At 50.3% G+C, this 16,005-nt stretch carries 16 protein-coding genes and 1 tRNA gene; 10 read left to right on the top strand and 7 right to left on the bottom strand.

Going from position 1 to position 16,005, the window contains the following annotated elements:
• The first annotated feature begins 50 nt into the window (after positions 1-50).
• The 3 genes from NDK47_RS17430 (at position 51) to NDK47_RS17440 (ending at position 1,440) form a co-directional block, all read left to right on the top strand.
• Positions 51-272: a hypothetical protein gene (locus tag NDK47_RS17430; protein WP_251876227.1), complete on the top strand. Its 222-nt coding sequence runs from the start codon at positions 51-53 to the stop codon at positions 270-272.
• Between the two features lie 224 nt (positions 273-496).
• The gene (locus tag NDK47_RS17435) at positions 497-655 is read left to right on the top strand and encodes a hypothetical protein (protein ID WP_251871019.1); all 159 of its coding nucleotides are present in this window, start codon (positions 497-499) and stop codon (positions 653-655) included.
• A 260-nt stretch (positions 656-915) separates the two neighbouring features.
• Positions 916-1,440, top strand: coding sequence for a Gmad2 immunoglobulin-like domain-containing protein (locus NDK47_RS17440; protein ID WP_251871020.1), 525 nt, complete (start codon positions 916-918; stop codon positions 1,438-1,440).
• Between the two features lie 193 nt (positions 1,441-1,633).
• Here the strand turns inward: NDK47_RS17440 and NDK47_RS17445 are convergent, their stop codons facing one another.
• Positions 1,634-2,860, bottom strand: a complete 1,227-nt coding sequence (locus NDK47_RS17445) for a CynX/NimT family MFS transporter (RefSeq protein ID WP_251871021.1) — start codon at positions 2,858-2,860, stop codon at positions 1,634-1,636.
• Positions 2,853-3,566: a FadR/GntR family transcriptional regulator gene (locus NDK47_RS17450; protein WP_251871022.1), complete on the bottom strand. Its 714-nt coding sequence runs from the start codon at positions 3,564-3,566 to the stop codon at positions 2,853-2,855. The genes NDK47_RS17445 and NDK47_RS17450 overlap by 8 nt, the downstream gene beginning before the upstream one ends.
• A gap of 392 nt (positions 3,567-3,958) precedes the next feature.
• On the opposite strand from NDK47_RS17450, the gene NDK47_RS17455 reads away from it, so the two are divergent.
• Positions 3,959-5,491: a hypothetical protein gene (locus tag NDK47_RS17455; protein WP_251871023.1), complete on the top strand. Its 1,533-nt coding sequence runs from the start codon at positions 3,959-3,961 to the stop codon at positions 5,489-5,491.
• A 192-nt stretch (positions 5,492-5,683) separates the two neighbouring features.
• Here the strand turns inward: NDK47_RS17455 and NDK47_RS17460 are convergent.
• A tRNA-Thr gene (locus tag NDK47_RS17460) sits at positions 5,684-5,754 on the bottom strand.
• A 93-nt stretch (positions 5,755-5,847) separates the two neighbouring features.
• Positions 5,848-6,573, bottom strand: a complete 726-nt coding sequence (locus NDK47_RS17465; protein WP_251871024.1) for an NAD-dependent deacylase — start codon at positions 6,571-6,573, stop codon at positions 5,848-5,850.
• 85 nt (positions 6,574-6,658) lie between these two features.
• On the opposite strand from NDK47_RS17465, the gene NDK47_RS17470 reads away from it, so the two are divergent.
• On the top strand, positions 6,659-7,447 hold the full coding sequence (locus NDK47_RS17470) for a metallophosphoesterase family protein (protein WP_251871026.1): 789 nt from the start codon (positions 6,659-6,661) through the stop codon (positions 7,445-7,447).
• Here the strand turns inward: NDK47_RS17470 and NDK47_RS17475 are convergent.
• Positions 7,444-9,237, bottom strand: a complete 1,794-nt coding sequence (locus tag NDK47_RS17475; RefSeq protein ID WP_251871027.1) for a copper resistance protein CopC — start codon at positions 9,235-9,237, stop codon at positions 7,444-7,446. The genes NDK47_RS17470 and NDK47_RS17475 overlap by 4 nt on opposite strands.
• Before the next feature lie 129 nt (positions 9,238-9,366).
• Positions 9,367-10,425 carry a DUF4198 domain-containing protein gene (locus NDK47_RS17480; RefSeq protein ID WP_251871028.1) on the bottom strand — a complete coding sequence of 353 codons (1,059 nt, stop codon included), beginning with the start codon at positions 10,423-10,425 and terminating at the stop codon, positions 9,367-9,369.
• Between the two features lie 220 nt (positions 10,426-10,645).
• Here NDK47_RS17480 and NDK47_RS17485 point away from each other — a divergent pair, with 220 nt between their 5' ends.
• The 4 genes from NDK47_RS17485 to NDK47_RS17500 all read left to right on the top strand — a co-directional run bounded on the left by NDK47_RS17485 (position 10,646) and on the right by NDK47_RS17500 (position 13,265).
• Entirely contained in the window at positions 10,646-11,074 is a 429-nt protein-coding gene (locus tag NDK47_RS17485) for a disulfide oxidoreductase (protein WP_251871029.1), read from the top strand.
• A gap of 3 nt (positions 11,075-11,077) precedes the next feature.
• Positions 11,078-11,545 (top strand): thioredoxin family protein, encoded by a 468-nt coding sequence (locus NDK47_RS17490; RefSeq protein WP_251871030.1) that lies wholly within the window; start codon positions 11,078-11,080, stop codon positions 11,543-11,545.
• A gap of 195 nt (positions 11,546-11,740) precedes the next feature.
• Positions 11,741-12,547 (top strand): FixH family protein, encoded by an 807-nt coding sequence (locus NDK47_RS17495; RefSeq protein WP_251871031.1) that lies wholly within the window; start codon positions 11,741-11,743, stop codon positions 12,545-12,547.
• A 274-nt stretch (positions 12,548-12,821) separates the two neighbouring features.
• On the top strand, positions 12,822-13,265 hold the full coding sequence (locus tag NDK47_RS17500; RefSeq protein ID WP_251871032.1) for a GreA/GreB family elongation factor: 444 nt from the start codon (positions 12,822-12,824) through the stop codon (positions 13,263-13,265).
• Between the two features lie 791 nt (positions 13,266-14,056).
• Here NDK47_RS17500 and NDK47_RS17505 read toward each other — a convergent pair.
• Positions 14,057-15,046 (bottom strand): C40 family peptidase, encoded by a 990-nt coding sequence (locus NDK47_RS17505; protein WP_251871033.1) that lies wholly within the window; start codon positions 15,044-15,046, stop codon positions 14,057-14,059.
• Between the two features lie 253 nt (positions 15,047-15,299).
• Between NDK47_RS17505 and NDK47_RS17510 the strand changes: the two genes are divergently transcribed.
• Positions 15,300-16,001 carry a DUF2306 domain-containing protein gene (locus tag NDK47_RS17510; RefSeq protein WP_251871034.1) on the top strand — a complete coding sequence of 234 codons (702 nt, stop codon included), beginning with the start codon at positions 15,300-15,302 and terminating at the stop codon, positions 15,999-16,001.
• Positions 16,002-16,005: the final 4 nt, after the last annotated feature.

The raw sequence follows: 16,005 nt of genomic DNA on the forward strand, positions 1-16,005 counted from the left end.
GGAAGTGATGTTCACAAAGGGGTTGAGCGTTCATGATAAGGGCGGAATACATGGAAAAGTCATTTTATTATGCAGTGAGCTGGCTAGATGCCCAGCAGTATAAAGACCAACTGGACCAGGAGGGAATTCCATATATCATACAGTCACCTCTGGATCTGCCCGGTTTGGAAGAAGGGAAGCTTGCCATCGTTTTCCCCTCTGTCCCTTTACGTCTTTACGTCTGGGTAAGGACGCTGTTTTTTAGTGACGGAAAACGGTACCCGGACATCTGATTATCACTCAACATACCAAAGGTCCTCATTTTCATTAAACCAAATCACACGGCAAGCATTCCATGCGTACTCAAGTTGCCATATTCCCTCTTTCCCCTGAATAATCTTCCATTATTCTTGTCATTCTAAACAAAACGGTCAAGAGCGCATGGATGTCGACGTGCGTATATACCCATTTTATGGAAAACCCCAAGTTTTTTCCACAGAAATAGGAGGGAGTAACCTTGCAAAAAGATAAATCCCAGAAGCACGAGGAGCCATCTGTCGCCCCCGGCATGAATATGCATGATCCGATTGAAGAGAAGGCTGCCCCTGAGGAAATCAAGGAAGGCGATTTCACCAGCGTAACCCGCCTCTTTCTGGACCGCACTCCCGATGACTAGAATGAGCATATATTCTACCACAACATGCTTGTCTGTCTGATTTCCCCCTGCTATGAGCTATGCTATAATGGCTTTGGCGAAGTTTTTAAGCTCCCTAAGCAGGGAGCTATTTTTTTCGATCCTTCTCTTTCGTTTTCTGGTGGTCAGCAGGGTGTAAACTCCAGCCACTTGATTCCGTTCAGCATTGTAACATGACAGAGGAATGCATCGTCTTTATAGTACCAACAGATTGATCAAAATCACAAACTTGGAGGGTAAAGATGAAGAAACTACTGTCGATTTTTCTTTTGACCATCTTGCTTCTTCAAGGCTGTGTGTCTTCCCAAAATACACCATCCTCCCAGACACAGCCGAGCCTGCCACCTGGCAGCGAGCAGCCCGCACAGCAATCGCCGCCAGATACCATCAAGCCCGAGACGCCACCACAGTCCTCCGAGCCGGCTCAGCCGACGGGCGAAGACAAAAAAGGCGACAGTTCTGCGTACAGCAATGATATTTTTCAAGATGTAACCGTGGCGAAGGAAGCCGCAGATACCTATACCGTAAAAGGGAAGGCTCGTGTGTTTGAAGCTACATTTCAGTACGTTGTAGAGGACGGACATAATGAATTGACCAAAGGAACCGTCCAATCCTCGGTCGCTGCACCCGAGTGGGGAGATTTTCAATTTACGGTGAAAGTAAAAAAAGATCAACCTAACTCTACACTCACACTTGTCTTGTTCGAAGCGAGTGCCAAAGATGGAAGCAGAAGAATGGAGTTGCCCATCGCTCTGCCAGAAAAATAAACAAAGCAGTTACATTCAATTTTATAAAAAACATCTTGACGTTCGCTTTTCACTAAAAAAAGCATGGTCCCCTGATGAACTGACCTTTTGCGCCACATTGGCTAGCGTCCGTTCCTTCAGCAGGACCATGCTATTTTGATAGGATTTTGATTTTTGCCCATCTACACTCGGATTCATCTATGTTTGTGGTTTCTCAGGCTGCTTTTTCATCAGCTGGCGATATCTGTACGTTTCTCCCTGTTTGCAGTCCCACAAACAGCAGGCAGAGAGAGACAACCAGGACCATCAGGATGGGAATCGTCCAGCCTTGCGTCAGATCGTACATAAAACCGAACAGGGTCGGCCCGAAAGCTGCCAGTAAATATCCGATGGATTGCGACATCCCGGACAATTCAGCAGCGTCATTCATGCTGCGGGTTCGAAGCGCAAAGAACATGACGGCGAGTGAAAACGCACTGCCCACGGCAATACCGATGAAAATCATGCATAGAGGCAAAAGCAGACTTGATCCTGTCAGGAGGCCCGCATAGCCCAGGAACAGCAGTCCGCAGGTCGCAATCACAAGTCCCCGCTGATCGCTGGATCGGCCGGCCAGGACTGGTGCCAGAAAACTCGCAGGAACGCTGAAGATTTGCATCAAAAAGAGCAGCCACCCCGATGCAGACGCGCTTACGGTACTCTGCAGGATTTGCGGAACCCAGGCAATTCCCACGTAAAAGACAAGGGACTGCAGCCCCATAAACATGGTCACTTTCCAGGCTAAAGGCGATTTCCACAAATAACCGCTCTTTATCCCTTTTGCCCCCGCATTGGCAGCAGTCGTGCCGTGCTGCTTGTTTTTCAGTTGCGGAAACCAGATGATCAAGGCGAGCAGGGCCAAGGCAGCCCAGCACATCAGCGAGCCCCTCCAACCGAGCGGAGTGCTTTGCGAGATAGGAATACTGACGCCAGAGGCGATCGCTGCCCAGAGATTCATCGACATGGAGTACATGCCTGTCATCACCCCTACCCGCTGAGGAAAATCACGCTTGATCAGGCTGGGGATCAACACATTGCCCAGAGCAATGGCAAAGCCGAGCAACGCGGTACCGATGAACAATGTCCAGACGGAGTGAAAAGCCCGAATCAATACGCCGACGAACAACAGGAAGGTACTGAAAAAAAGGGTTTTTTCCACACCATATCGCCTCGAGATTTTGGGCGCAACCGGCGAAAGCAAGGCAAAGGCGAGCAGGGGAAGAGTCGTGAGCATCCCGGCGATAGTGTTCGTAATCCCCGTCTCGTCGCGTATCTGGCCGACAATTGGACCGACGGCTGTCAGCGGTGCGCGCAGATTGGCGGCAAGCAACAGAATCCCGAAAACAAGCAGCCACAGCTTTCCACGTGTTGCTCCATGCAATACGGCTTTATCCTCACTCATCACTTTCCCCCCGCTCCCTGATTTGTAATGCCTGCTGTGAGGCCTCAATATGGGCCCGCACTGCCAGCATAGAAGCCTCCGGCTCACGTGCAATGATGTTTTCAACCATCTGTTTATGCATTTGCTTATGTTCTGCAAAGCGCTGGGAATCCGGAGAGAAGATCAAGTGCTGCACAGACTCTCCGATCGATTCGTATATCGCGTCTGTCATGTGTTCATAAAGCTCAGCCAGCATACTGTTATAGGCCGCTTTCACAATGGCTTGGTGCAATTTCATATCGGCTTCGATGTACGTCTCTATCGTCTGTGCGGCTGCACTGACAGACAACCAGCGCTTCATCTCTTCCACATCTTCATCTGTCCTGCGAATCGCGGCCAGCCGAGCAGCCTCCTGCTCCAACGCAGAACGCACCTCCAGGATCTCCACGGTATTGGAACGACGGCATCTGCGTTGCAAGGCGGCTCCTAAATCACTCGAAGAGTTGACATAAGTGCCGTCCCCCTGCCTCGTCTCCAGCATACCCGAGTGGACAAGAGCTCGTACCGCTTCCCGAATCGTATTGCGGCTGACCCCTAATTGTTGAACCAGCTCCGGCTCAGGTGGAATTCGTGTCCCTACTGGCCATGCACCTGACCGTATCAATCCGTCTATCTGACCGACGACCTGTTCAACCAGTGTCAGCCGAGCAGTCTGTCTTAGCTTCATCCTTTTTCCCTCCAAACGTAGGATGATTGGATGAATGGAATTTTACCATAGAATCGCTCCTTGTTAAAGGGTTTACGAAAAGAAAAGAGTTTCCGCACACTCTCCTCACCCAAAGCAGGAAATTAGTCCCTTTGATCATACCAACCATTACATTTTGTCTATCTTTTCTAAAAATCGTTTTAAAAAAAGAGTAAAAAAGACCTACAAAAATGTCGATATCAGAAATAGACGTTCATTCATTTTTCACCTGACCGCTGATATGGTCGGGTTTTTTTCTGTGTTTTCTGGGAATATTTCCTTTTTTGATAGTTTTGTGCTATTAATGATACTGACCAGATGATCGACAGTGTATGATACTCTGGCCATTATATTTATAGAAAGGATTGGCGCACATGAAGATGTTGTCACCGGTGGCAAAGGCTCTGCTGCTTACTTCCGCACTGGCTCTCACATCCACTGTTGCCAATGCGGCAGAAGCTGGGCCAAAACCTTCCGCTGATACAGCGATCAAGGCTTCTACTCAGCTTCCCTCCGAAGTCCCGCAGAAGGTGGCCAAAGCCGTACAAAACGCTGCCGCGTATTTCGATCTCGAAACCTACGAAGTTCTCCATGCGAAACGAAGTAACGGGGATGGATATTTTTGGGAAATTACACTTCGCAGTGTGGAGGATGATCCCAAAACCTCGAAAGCGGATCAAGTGGTGCTGAGCATGCATGTCTCTGAGGCAGATGGAAAGCTGGTCTACCTCACGATCAGCGGCCATCGAACTTCCTCCAATCGAGCACCGTCAGAAACGACCGCTCTTCACGCAGCGGATGATTTTGTTGATCAGGTAGTCTCGGGCAGCTATACCAGAGCGGATGAACTGGTACAAATTCGTACCACAGATGTGATCGTCCCTTTTTACCCCATCATTAATCACATTCCCGTAAAGCTCCCTGCCTTCTACATCTATCTCGACAGCAATGGGAAAATCCTCAAAATGGAAACCAATCGCGAAAAAGTCAGCAAGAGTGATCTTCCCGATCCGAATAAAATCCTGACCGCAGAAAAGATCAAGCCGTTCGTCGAAAAGGAACTGGAGGTTGAGCTCGTCTATGACGCCAAGCTCAAACAGTTTGTCTATGTACCAAGTCCCCTCGGCTATTTCGATGCCTATAAAGGCGATCCCGTCAAGTGGCCCTATCTCACGAACAACGAGAAGCTGGTCCATGCAGGCTCTGACAAATCATCGGTAACATCCACCCCTGATCATTTCAAGCAAATGGGGATTGAGTATTTTGGCCTGAACCCCAAAACAGCAGCAGCACGGCAGCATCAGGAGGTTCATCCTGGTGAAACACCTAAAACGGTTTACACCCTGACAGATGATGCCGACGGAGAGATTGAAATCACCACCGACAAAGAAACGGGCAGCATCCTGAAGTTAAAGTCTGACAAAGTCACCAATCATCTTAAGATCACGAGTGATAAAGGGAAAGAGCTCGGATTGCAATTTATCCAAAATGAACTGGGCCTTCCATCCGGGGAGTATCTTGTAAAAATCCGAACCATTTTGGGCGACCTTCCCGCTTGGATGGAAAAAGTGGATCGGGCCGCGTATGAGCAGTTGAGCATCCATCCCTTGCAGGATCAGGTTCCTTTCAAAGACCCTGTCATGCGTGTCTGGATCGACCTGAGTCAAGGGACCATTGCAGAAATGGAAGCGATAGCGTTAAAAAGGGAAGAAACGACAGTTGGTAAAATCATCACCCAGGAGGATGCCAAAAAGTCGCTGCTTGAGTCACTGCAGGTTGATCTCTATTACGTCTATGTGCCCGAATCCGGGCGATTGTCGCTCGTCCCCAAACTGATGTATGAGCCTTCTTATTTCACAGACGGTTGGTATGTAGATGCCGTGACGGGCAAAGTTGGGAAGAAATAAGGACATGGCAGTGAACCCCACGGGATATTCGTTCGTGGGGTTTTTTATTTTTATTTTTTGGTAACTTTTCCAATTGTTGTACGTCATATGGTAGTGAAATATAAAAATCTGGAAATGGAGTGATTCCTCGGCATCGGACCGCCCTTTTTGATGCAAAAGAAAAAACCTTGATTTCTCAAGGTTTTCAAGGTATGCCCCCACGCGGAATCGAACCACGAACTGATCATTACGAGTGATCTGTTATACCGTTTAACTATAGGGGCGTGTATAAGGAATGGATAGGGCCAGTTCGTGTACCGGCCCGTTCACAGAAAATATTCTAGTAAAAAATCCACTTGAAATCAAGAGGTAATTTTTTATTTTTTCATGGCCAAGTCCATTTCTTTTAGCACTTCCCCGATGGATCGCTCATGAATCACTGCATCTGCCAAATCGTCCAGGATTGTCGGCTCCCGGTTGACAATAACCAGTCTGGCTCCCCTCTCCTTCGCCTGCTGCGGGAACCAGTTTGCCGGACTCACAGACAAGGAAGAACCCAACACAAGAAACAAGTCGGCCTGCTCTGTCCAATTCAGTGCTTGCTCAAAGGCCGAGGCAGGAAGTGCTTCTCCAAACAAGACTACGTCTGGGCGCAAGAAGCCTCCGCAAGGACATACCCACCCGTTCTCTTCCTGATAACGGGCAGCCGTGTAGGTTTTCTCGCAGACAAGACAGCTCAGCGTCGTCAGTGAACCGTGCAGCTCTGCGATGTGCTGGCTTCCTGCTTGCTGATGATAGCCATCGACGTTTTGCGTAATGATCCCCTGGATTAGACCGCGCCGCTCCCACTCAGCCAAAAGAACATGCCCCGCGTGCGGCTTGCAGGAGAGAAGCGCTTCAATTCTCATCCGGTAAAAGTCCAGAAACTCCTCGCGATTATGCTGCAACGCGTGGGTGCTGGCCAGGCGTGCAGGATCTTTGCTTCGCCAAAGCCCTGCTTGAGCCGAGCGGAAATCGGGCAGCCCGCTCTCCGTTGACATACCTGCTCCTGTAAAAACGACTGTGAATTTTGACGCTTTCAGCCATGTACATAGTTGATCCACCGCTTACCTTCCTCTCACGCATCATCTTCTTTCCTCATATTTTATAGGAATGGATGCAAATGAGAAACGGGGAGGAGAAAACAAGATGAACACTTATTTGGTTTCCGATATTCATGGGCAATATCAGGCCTTGCGAACCGCTTTGAACCGTGTTTCCTTTTCCCCCCAGAATCAAGATCGTCTGTACGTCATCGGGGACATGGTTGATCGCGGCCCAGAGTCCAAAGAGGTTTTGGAATACCTGTTCCAACTGCAAAGCAGGCACCCAAGCCAAATCTTTTTGCTAAAAGGAAACCACGAGCAAATGTTTCAGGATTGGCTGAACAGCGCGATTGATCCTGATTTGTATCTGCGTTTAAACGGCGGCGATGCGACGGTTCGTTCTTTCTTGGGGCGCCAAGCCTTGCGACGTGCTTTTCTCGGGCAGGTTCCCTCCCCCGAGGCACAGGATGCAGCACGCCAGGAGATAGTATCACGCCATCCCTACTTGCTGCCCGCTCTTGAGGCGCTGCCACTGACCATGGAGCTTCCTGCCAGTGCCTCCCCTTCCGGCAATCCGGCCTTATTGGTCCATGCCGGTATTGTTCCGGGTGTTCCGCTCGCCGAGCAACGCCCATTCGATCTGCTCTGGATCAGGGAACCCTTCTACGATCATTACCAAGGGGAGACCACGATTTTCTTCGGCCATACGCCGGTTACCCGTCTTCCTCAGTACGCAGGCCAAGGCCCCTGGCAGCGCGGCAATCTAATCGGCATTGACGGCGGTGCAGCATCCTCTCAAGGCGGGATTCTTCTCGTAAATGTACCTTCCCTGCAGTTCACCTACGTTCCGATTCGAGACATTCGCTCTGCTCCCCGGATTCGCGTCAACTAGCGGATGATGGGGGGTGGGGTGGCCGACAGCAGGCCAGCCAGCAGCAAGGCGGCAAGCACGATTAGCAGCTCGGAGCGCAGCGTCCAGGACAATTTCTTTACCAAACGGATGGCATCCCTCTCCTGTAAAACGGAGAGAACGACCAATCTGGGCATCACTTTCGAACGGTGAAAACCGGCGACAATCAAGGCGACTGCAAAAGCCCCGAGCTTTACGAGGAGAATCAGACCATAGGAGGTCGAGATCAGTTCCAGCAACTGAGAGAAACGGAGCAATCCCAGTACCAAACCCGTTCCCGAGATCAGGCTGACCGCATACAACGCCAGTTGGGCAAACTGCCCCATCAGATGATGCAAGCGGAGCAGCCCGTCCGGAGTTGCCCTCTGACGAAAAGCTAGCAGGGTCAGGCCGGACAAGCCCCCAAGCCATACGACGGCTGCTGTCATATGCAAAATGTCAGAGAGAAAAGACGCGAATCTTTCCTGTCCCGCCATGGCGTGTCCGGTCAGCGGATACGTGATAAACAGACCGAGTGTTAACACAATACTTCCGAGTCGAGATTTTTTCGTCGTGAGCGCTACCAAGAGCAGGATGCACAGCAAGGGGCGCAATATGCCCATCGCACCGGTCATGGTGTTTAAATAGAGCAACAGCATGCTCTCCCCGTTCCCTCCCGGCAACCTAAGCATGTCGGCAAGCAAATAGATCCGCGCAGCTCCGCTTAGCGAGAAGTATACGAAACACCCCCAGAAAAACCATTTGATGCCGGAGCGTAGGCGCTGGGTTACACGATACGCGTCGACGAAGCGTCCCCATGCTTTGAGGAAGACAAGGGAGCCAATGATCGCTGCTACCAGGACATCGATCATGCGAAGCCATCTGTTCCACATCTCATGGCGCTCGTGGTCATGGACAGCGGATGGGAGAAAGGATTCGGCCACGATTTCTACCTCAGCATCTCCTGCAAACGACGGTGTCGCAACATTTTCGCCAGCTTGCAAAAGGGTTTCATTGGGGCTCCCTTCTCCTGCGGCAGCATCATCTTCGCCTTCAGCAGATTCATTTGCGCTCTTCGCGGGATCGTCTGCTTTTTCCAAAGAAGCTGATCCTTCCCTCGCGACAGCCTCTCCCGTCCCCTGCTCAGGCTTTGTTTGCTCTGCCGCTGCGCTTTCTTGGGACTGCGACTTTCCATCTGTGGATGATTCCGAAGGGTTGGTTGGCAGAGCTTGATTCGCTCCCGTGGTCGGGGACTGCTTCTTCTCTGTACTGCCCACCCCCCCAACGATGGAATTGGGTGATGATTCGGCTTGTTTGTTTCCTTGCGCTTCGCTTTGCCCCTGGTCCGGGACTGCTCCAAAGGGTCCGTTATCCGCCACAGACGGGTCGTCATCATCCAGCGAGACCGTCTCTGCCGGACGAATTTTGGGTAAAGGAACGCCGACCGCGAACCGATAGGAGCCTTCGGTCACATGCGTATCTACGGACAATACCTGCCATTCTACCCGATAAATGCCCTTTTGCAGGGATTCAACCGGCAGCACCAGTGTCCTGTTGTCCTCAGCACGCAGTGTGCCCGGGATGCTCTTGCCTGCTTCTGTCTTTAAGACGAGTGAACTTACCTTGCCGTTGATCTCCTCGGTAAAGGTGAGGCGTATCTCTTTTGGCGACTCCTGCAGCTCGGCCTCCTGCTGGGGCGAAGCGCGATCCACGTAAGCGTGAGCACTTGCGAAAGACGGCAGGGATGATGCTGCCACGAGACACAGGCAGAAGAGGATAAGCCATCTTTTCATCCGTATTCTCCTTTCTGGCAACATGCCTTCGGTGTTGTTGGCTTATGATGTTTACACGGGTGCAGCCGACCAAAGAAAGCCGCCGAAAAAAATTCGACGGCCTTTGCTGGATCTCACTTCCCCGAGGGCTTATTTTTTCGTGATGACAAACGCTTCCGGCATGGCCCCGATTGGTGCCAGAACTTCAAGTGATGCTCCCGCTTCTTTGGCCGCCTGTGTCAAATCGACTTGACCGGTTCCTTGATACGCCGGATTCAGGGCAGATTTCACAAATGCAGCGGGCACGGTTGTTTTCCCGTCTTTTACCTGCAATCCTGCCACTTCAGTCAGCTTTCCGTTGAGGTAGACAAGCGGCTGGGCTTGGCTGGAAACTGCAGCAGGAATGGCCGCCTTGCCGTTTTGCACCGTAAATGTCATGGTCGCTTCGTAGTTGGTCGCATCGTATTCTCCTGCCAGCTTTTCATCCGTAGCTGGCTTCGCGCGAAGAAGGTAGTAGTCTGCCGCTCCTGTGGTGAACGTGATCACGCCATTGGCATCCGTCTTGTAGTTGGCCGCATCGCTGTTGCTGCGGCGAATTACGCTAATCTCCGTATCCTTCAACGGTTTGCCTTTCAGCAGCAGCTGAACCTTTACTTCCTGGTCAGGAGTCACAGCAGCAGGGTTGAACAGTGGAACCAACTCCGCCCGATCTGCACTGACCGGCTGGGAAAAGCCCTGCAGATCTTTTACACGCTGCATCGTCGGGATGTCACTGATGGCCACGAAGGATTTGGCGCTGCGCAACGTACGGCTGGCGACATCTCCGTTTTTGAAGATGCTGTCCCCTTCGACCGAAATAATATAGGCGCCTGGAGCTGAGGAAGAGAAGGAAGCGACATAATAGTTATTTTTCCCAGGGTCGGTTACGTCTTTTTCTTCTCCGGTGTAAAACAGGGTCGCAGAAATATCTGCTTTGCTTCCGCTCGGCTGGGTAACGTATACTTTGGTTGTATCCTTGCTCCATGTCCCGTCGATACGGTAGCTCGCATGGTTATTGGAGTGGTTTCCGAGCAGAAGTTCTACGTAAGATACCTCTCCGGATGAGATAATCGGCATATTGGTTTGCGACCAGCCGTCATGGGCCGATGCAGGTACTGCCAACAGGCAGGCCAGAGCAAGTGCAGGAATCAGTGTCAGGCCTTTTTTCATGGTTCGTTTCCTCCGCTTCCATTTCTTTCATACGGTTGATATCCAGTCTCAGTATATGGCCCGTCCGGTCAAATGAGTATGACTCAACAGGGCTATCTTTCCAATCGGGTATTGAACGTTATGTGAACAGAATGAACAATGGAAAACGTTCACAAGTTGTTACTAAAAATAAGTTACTTGCATATTGTTATTGTGATAAGATAGTGGACGAGGTGTTGATATGAAACGAGAACGTGTTGCGGAGCAGGCACTGTTTGCATCCTGGGTGATCGCGCTGATCGCTACCGGGGGCAGTCTGTTCTTCTCGGAAGTACTGAAGTATATTCCTTGCGAATTATGCTGGTATCAACGAATCTTCATGTACCCGCTGGTTATTTTGCTTGGAATTGCCTCAGCCAAAAAAGATTACGGGATTATACGCTATACCTTGCCTCTCTCTGTCATCGGAGGGATGATTTCTCTTTATCACTACGCCATTCAAAAGGTTCCCTCTCTGCATGAGCTGGGCAACGCGTGTGGGATCGTTCCTTGCAATACGGATTATATCAACTGGCTGGGCTTTATCACGATTCCCTTTCTCGCATTGATCGCGTTCGTGTTGATTACCGTATTGCTGATTTTCATTCGTTCTACTGGGAAGGAGAAATAAAAGATGAAAAAAATCATTATCCTCTCGATTATTGCCGCTGTTTTCTTAATTGGAGCTGTCGTCTATTCCGACATGGCGAACAAGGAAGCAGCCGCGGGCAACCCGTTTGGCAAATCTACTCTACACCCAGCCACGATTGAGCAGCTCAGCGATCCCAACTACGGCAATCAGATTCTTCCCGCAGACCTGAAGGCCAAGATGGAAACAAAAGAAGAACTGTTTATCTACTTCTACAGTCCAACCTGCGAGCATTGCCAGCGGACCACTCCGGTTCTGGTGCCTGTCGCAGACGAGTTCCAAGTGGATGTAAAAAAGCACAATTTGCTTGAGTTTTCTCCGAGTTGGGACGAGTACCACATCGAGTATACTCCGACTCTGGTGCACTACAAAGACGGACAAGAGGTATCCCGCTTGGTAGGCGAGCAGGATGCAGCAGCCTTGAAGAAGTGGTTTGAGGAACAGAAAAAATAAAACGTTAGGCCAGCCTCCTGATTGGGAGGCTTTCCTTTTTTCAGCCAATAAAGGTGGCAGTTATGTGAACTTGGGCTGGTCTGGTCAAAGAAATAGCCCGTTTGAGTCATCATTTTCCCCGTCTTTTTGCCTATAATGTTGAAGGAAGCAAGGAAGTAAATGCAATGAATCCCGAAACGAAGGTAGGTAGAATCAGTGAAAAGATATATGTTGACAGTATTGGGTTCCTTGGCCCTGCTCCTCGGCGCTGGCTGCAGCCAACAGCAGGCAGCTCTTTCTTCCGGGGCCCCGATTGAAGTGGCCTTGACGATTGAGCCGCAGGAGGTTCTGGTCAATGAGGCGGCCACTTTCTCCATCAAAGTTACACAGGACGGTGCGGCTGTGGACGACGCCAAGGAAACCGATTTTGAAATCTGGAAAGAGGGTCAGGAGCAGCACGAGAAGATTTCGGCCGCTCATCAGAGTGACGGTGTTTACACGGCGCAAAAATCGTTTGCTGAACCGGGTACGTACAACGTGATGTACCATGTCACCGCACGCGATTTTCACAATATGCAGAAGCACACCTTTACCGTGAAGGCTGCCGGCGAACAAGCGGACGGCGCTCACGAAGAGAATCATTCACATGAGCATGCTACTCAGCCGGATGGCCAAAGCACGGCCCATGGGGACGGCAGCACGCATGAAGGCGGCGAGCACGAGCACGGACAGGGTGTTGAAATGCATTTCCAGCCGGCTGATTCCATTCAGCCAAACCAGGCTACTACCTTGACCGTCCATCTGCTTCAAGAAAACCAAGCGCTGACGGAAGCTACTGTCCGATTCGAAATCTGGCGCGAGGGTGAAGAAAAGCATGCCTTTATCGACACAGCCGAAGCAAAGCCAGGCGAATACACGTCCACAAACGCTACCTTCCCCGCCGCTGGCTCGTATTCCGTCAAGGTTCACGTAGAAAAAGGTGAAATCCACGACCACAATGTGTTCACCGTAGATGTGAAATAGAATATCTGCACCTGTTCCCAAAGCCTCGGTATCCCGCAAAGATACTGGGGCTTTTTCCTTTCAGCACGCACAGGGTATGTGTGCCTATTGGAAATGATATTGTTTTTTTCTAGGATTTAGGTAAAATGGTAGTATGGTCCCCTGCATACTGGAGCAAGGGGCCACATTCTTTTATTCGGGGGGCATATTTACATGAAAATGAGGCGAACTCCATGGCGACTCGCAGATTTTGCTGACCGGTGGTTCATTCCAATACGAACAGGAGTTGATTACGGTGAACCGTAATACTTTGCCGAATTCTATGCACCGCCGTTTGGTGGAGCAATTAGTTTATTTTGATGAACAGCGCATTCCCTTTCTCGATCTTCATTTCGCCGGCAAGCAGCCTAATGAACGCCAAAAAGCCAATCAATGGCTGGACCAGTATGTGAGCACGGTAGAATCCCTGCTCAAAGAAACTTCCGCCTCCGATACATCGGTTCTGCCGAAAGTGGTGATCGGATGTGAAGTTAACCTGCAATATGTAGATGATGGACTGGAAGAAAGCCTGACGATATGCTTCCCAGAACAGACTGACCCTGATTTGGGCCGCATCTCCTTCCTTTCCCCAATAGGTCGGCAGTTGCTCATGAATTCCATTAATGAGCCCATTCGTCTGGAAATGCCGATGGGAGCTCAAGAAGTGGTTGTTCGTTCGATTCGTTTTGTCGACTGGTAACGTGGAAAACAACAGCAATCCCTGGACGCAGTCGATTGCATTTACAATACACGTCACAAAGAAACCGTGGCCACACCGAGATTATGTGGGTGCGGTTTTTTATTTGGAGCGCTTTGTGCCATATTAGAAAACTTGGCTACGCCAAGCTTTTGGCGTGGCCTTAGTTGCACTTATACTTTCACCCTCTTTCGCGTTAGCGAAATTATACTTTCTGAAAGTACAAAAAAGGCCGCGTAGGCGGCCTTCTCCATCAGCAGGTAAAATACGCGATTCTGTTTAGATCCATTCCGTAATATTGCCAGCTGAATCCATTCCAACGGTATCCGGATACAGACGTACGACCGACGAAGACCGGATAAAACCAGAAAGAACTCCCATTGCGAAGCCATACATAGGTATACCGATACATACACGGATACAGGGAACCAGGATTTACGGCAAATTGCCGGCCGTATGTTTGTGGTACGCTAGGTACTCGGCTTGGCGGCGGTCCCGATGGCGGAGGAGGAAAATCTCCGGGCGGGGAGGCGCTGCTTCCTGGCGGATAAGCGCTGCTCCTTGGCGTGGAGGCGCTGCTCCCTGGCGGGTAGGCACTGCTCCCTGGCGGGTAGGCACTGCTCCCTGGCGGATACGGACTGCTGCCGGGGGGGGTACGGATAACCCATGTTCTCTACACCTCCTACAAGTCTCCCTATATAAAGATGCAGAAGCCGGGCAAACGGCATGTGCGAATGCCGCCTTTCAATCGTCCATTTTTCCGCTTTTACCGCATGGCATTCATCATGCCGCGCTTAATAGGGACGCCCGCCCATCACGAAGCGATACTCCCAGTGCGTGTTAGAAAAATCCGTAATCTTCACGCCTCCCGATTCTTTTGAATACGTCTGCAGCAGCTTGTCATCCCCCATATAGATGCCGACATGGGTGATGCTCTGCTTTAGCGGGTCCACTCCCTTGTAGTCAGACTGCTTCCACCCTCGGTAGCTCATGAAAAAGACGAGATCCCCTTTTTTTAACTGGCTTTTATCATAGGTATAATGCCCGTTGGCTTTGACAAAATTGGCCTGAGATTTTGCCCCGCCACGCCCCATGTCAATGCCAAGACCCTCCTTATACGCCCACATCGTGAACTCGGAGCAATCCATCGTGTCTTTCGTTGAACGCGACGAGCCGTATTCATACGGGGTACCCAGGTATTTTTTTCCTGCCTTAATCACCTTGTCCCCGTTGGACTCGATATTATTGTCAGAAGGCTGTTTTACGGGTGCTTCCGTTTTCGGCGGTGTGATTTCTTTCTCATTCAGAAAGCTGCGAACACCTACCAGTTTTTTTGTATAATCAGCGAGTTTCTTTTCAACGACTTTTTTCTCCCCCTGCGAGGAATAGACAAACTTACCGTTCCCCAGATAGATGCCCATAAAGGACGGGGCGCCTTTTCCGTTCGTGGAAAAGAACAGCAGATCGCCAGCTTTCATCTGATCAGGGCTCACACTTTTTCCGGACCCGTACAATTTGGCAATCGTATCGCCCAACTTCATCTGGAATTGACCATATACATATGTTGCCAACCCTGCTGATCCAAATTTCGTGGGCCCCACTGCTCCAAATTGATAGCTTTTCCCCACAAGAGATTGGGCTAGCGAAACAATTTGCTGTGATGTGGCTGCAGGCTGTGAACTGCTGGAAGCAGCGATGGCTTGTCCACCATTACTCAGGAACAAAAGTGATGTCCCTAGCATGACGGCAACAGTCGTTTTCTGTATCCAATCTCGTTTCATCATTTGCGTTCTCCTCCGAGCTGAATATTCCCAACAGATTGGGTACGCATCCAGTTTAATGCAAAGCAGAAAGAGAAGATAAGGCTGTAAATTTTTCCAACAGCGGAATTGATTACATCGACGGAGGACGATAGTACTAAATGATTCGAAAAACAAAAATTTTTTTCATTTGACCCATTTTTTAAAATTTCCTACTTCACAAACCGACCATAGGTTTGTATACTGATATCATCCAACTTCTAAGGGGGATTTTCCCATGCTCGGCTTCGCTATTTTTCGTTTGATTCACATTATTGCCGGTTTTCTCGCTCTTACGGTTTTCTGGATTCCGATCGTCACCAAAAAAGGAGGCAAAGCCCATGTCCGCGTAGGCTGGGTGTACGTCATCGCGATGGCGTCGGTAGCCGTGTCGGCTCTCTACATGGGGATCTGGCGCATTGGCTTTGACCCGAACCGAACGCTTGACTCAACCGCATTTGCCTGGTTCCTGATCTATATCTCGCTGCTTAGTTCTGCTACGGCTTGGTACGGGATGCGCGTCCTTCGCTTTAAAAAGCGTGCTGCCTCGCATCGCAAACTCTGGGATTTGCTTTTCCCCGGTCTGCTTTTTCTCTCCAGCCTGGTGATCAGCGGATACGGCTATGCGATTTCCTTTCCTTTGCTGACATGGTTTCCCCTTGTCGGGATTTTTCTCGGCGGTACCCAGCTTCGATATTGGCTGCGTCCCCCTGTAAACAAAATGCACTGGTGGTTTGAACACTTGACCGGCATGATGGGCTGTTGTATCGCAACGATTACGGCTTTTACTGTCTTTGGCGCCCCCAGGCTGCTGCAGCTGGATAGCGTCAACCCGATTATCTGGTTTATCCCGGCTATAGTGATTGCGCCGATCATCGCCGGAATGAACAGATATTATCGGAAGAAATTCTCGGGGGCAGCGGTGCCGACAAGAAAGTAACTCC

The organism is Brevibacillus ruminantium (genome assembly GCF_023746555.1).
Lineage (GTDB): Bacteria > Bacillota > Bacilli > Brevibacillales > Brevibacillaceae > Brevibacillus > Brevibacillus ruminantium.

Bases quoted from the DNA above. Each gene is read 5' to 3' on its own strand.
- NDK47_RS17430 (WP_251876227.1), top strand. From the start codon at position 51: ATGGAAAAGTCATTTTATTATGCAGTGAGCTGGCTAGATGCCCAGCAG.
- NDK47_RS17440 (WP_251871020.1), top strand. From the start codon at position 916: ATGAAGAAACTACTGTCGATTTTTCTTTTGACCATCTTGCTTCTTCAA.
- NDK47_RS17445 (WP_251871021.1), bottom strand. From the start codon at position 2,860: ATGAGTGAGGATAAAGCCGTATTGCATGGAGCAACACGTGGAAAGCTG.
- NDK47_RS17450 (WP_251871022.1), bottom strand. From the start codon at position 3,566: ATGAAGCTAAGACAGACTGCTCGGCTGACACTGGTTGAACAGGTCGTC.
- NDK47_RS17455 (WP_251871023.1), top strand. From the start codon at position 3,959: ATGAAGATGTTGTCACCGGTGGCAAAGGCTCTGCTGCTTACTTCCGCA.
- NDK47_RS17470 (WP_251871026.1), top strand. From the start codon at position 6,659: ATGAACACTTATTTGGTTTCCGATATTCATGGGCAATATCAGGCCTTG.
- NDK47_RS17475 (WP_251871027.1), bottom strand. From the start codon at position 9,237: ATGAAAAGATGGCTTATCCTCTTCTGCCTGTGTCTCGTGGCAGCATCA.
- NDK47_RS17480 (WP_251871028.1), bottom strand. From the start codon at position 10,425: ATGAAAAAAGGCCTGACACTGATTCCTGCACTTGCTCTGGCCTGCCTG.
- NDK47_RS17485 (WP_251871029.1), top strand. From the start codon at position 10,646: ATGAAACGAGAACGTGTTGCGGAGCAGGCACTGTTTGCATCCTGGGTG.
- NDK47_RS17490 (WP_251871030.1), top strand. From the start codon at position 11,078: ATGAAAAAAATCATTATCCTCTCGATTATTGCCGCTGTTTTCTTAATT.
- NDK47_RS17505 (WP_251871033.1), bottom strand. From the start codon at position 15,046: ATGATGAAACGAGATTGGATACAGAAAACGACTGTTGCCGTCATGCTA.
- NDK47_RS17510 (WP_251871034.1), top strand. From the start codon at position 15,300: ATGCTCGGCTTCGCTATTTTTCGTTTGATTCACATTATTGCCGGTTTT.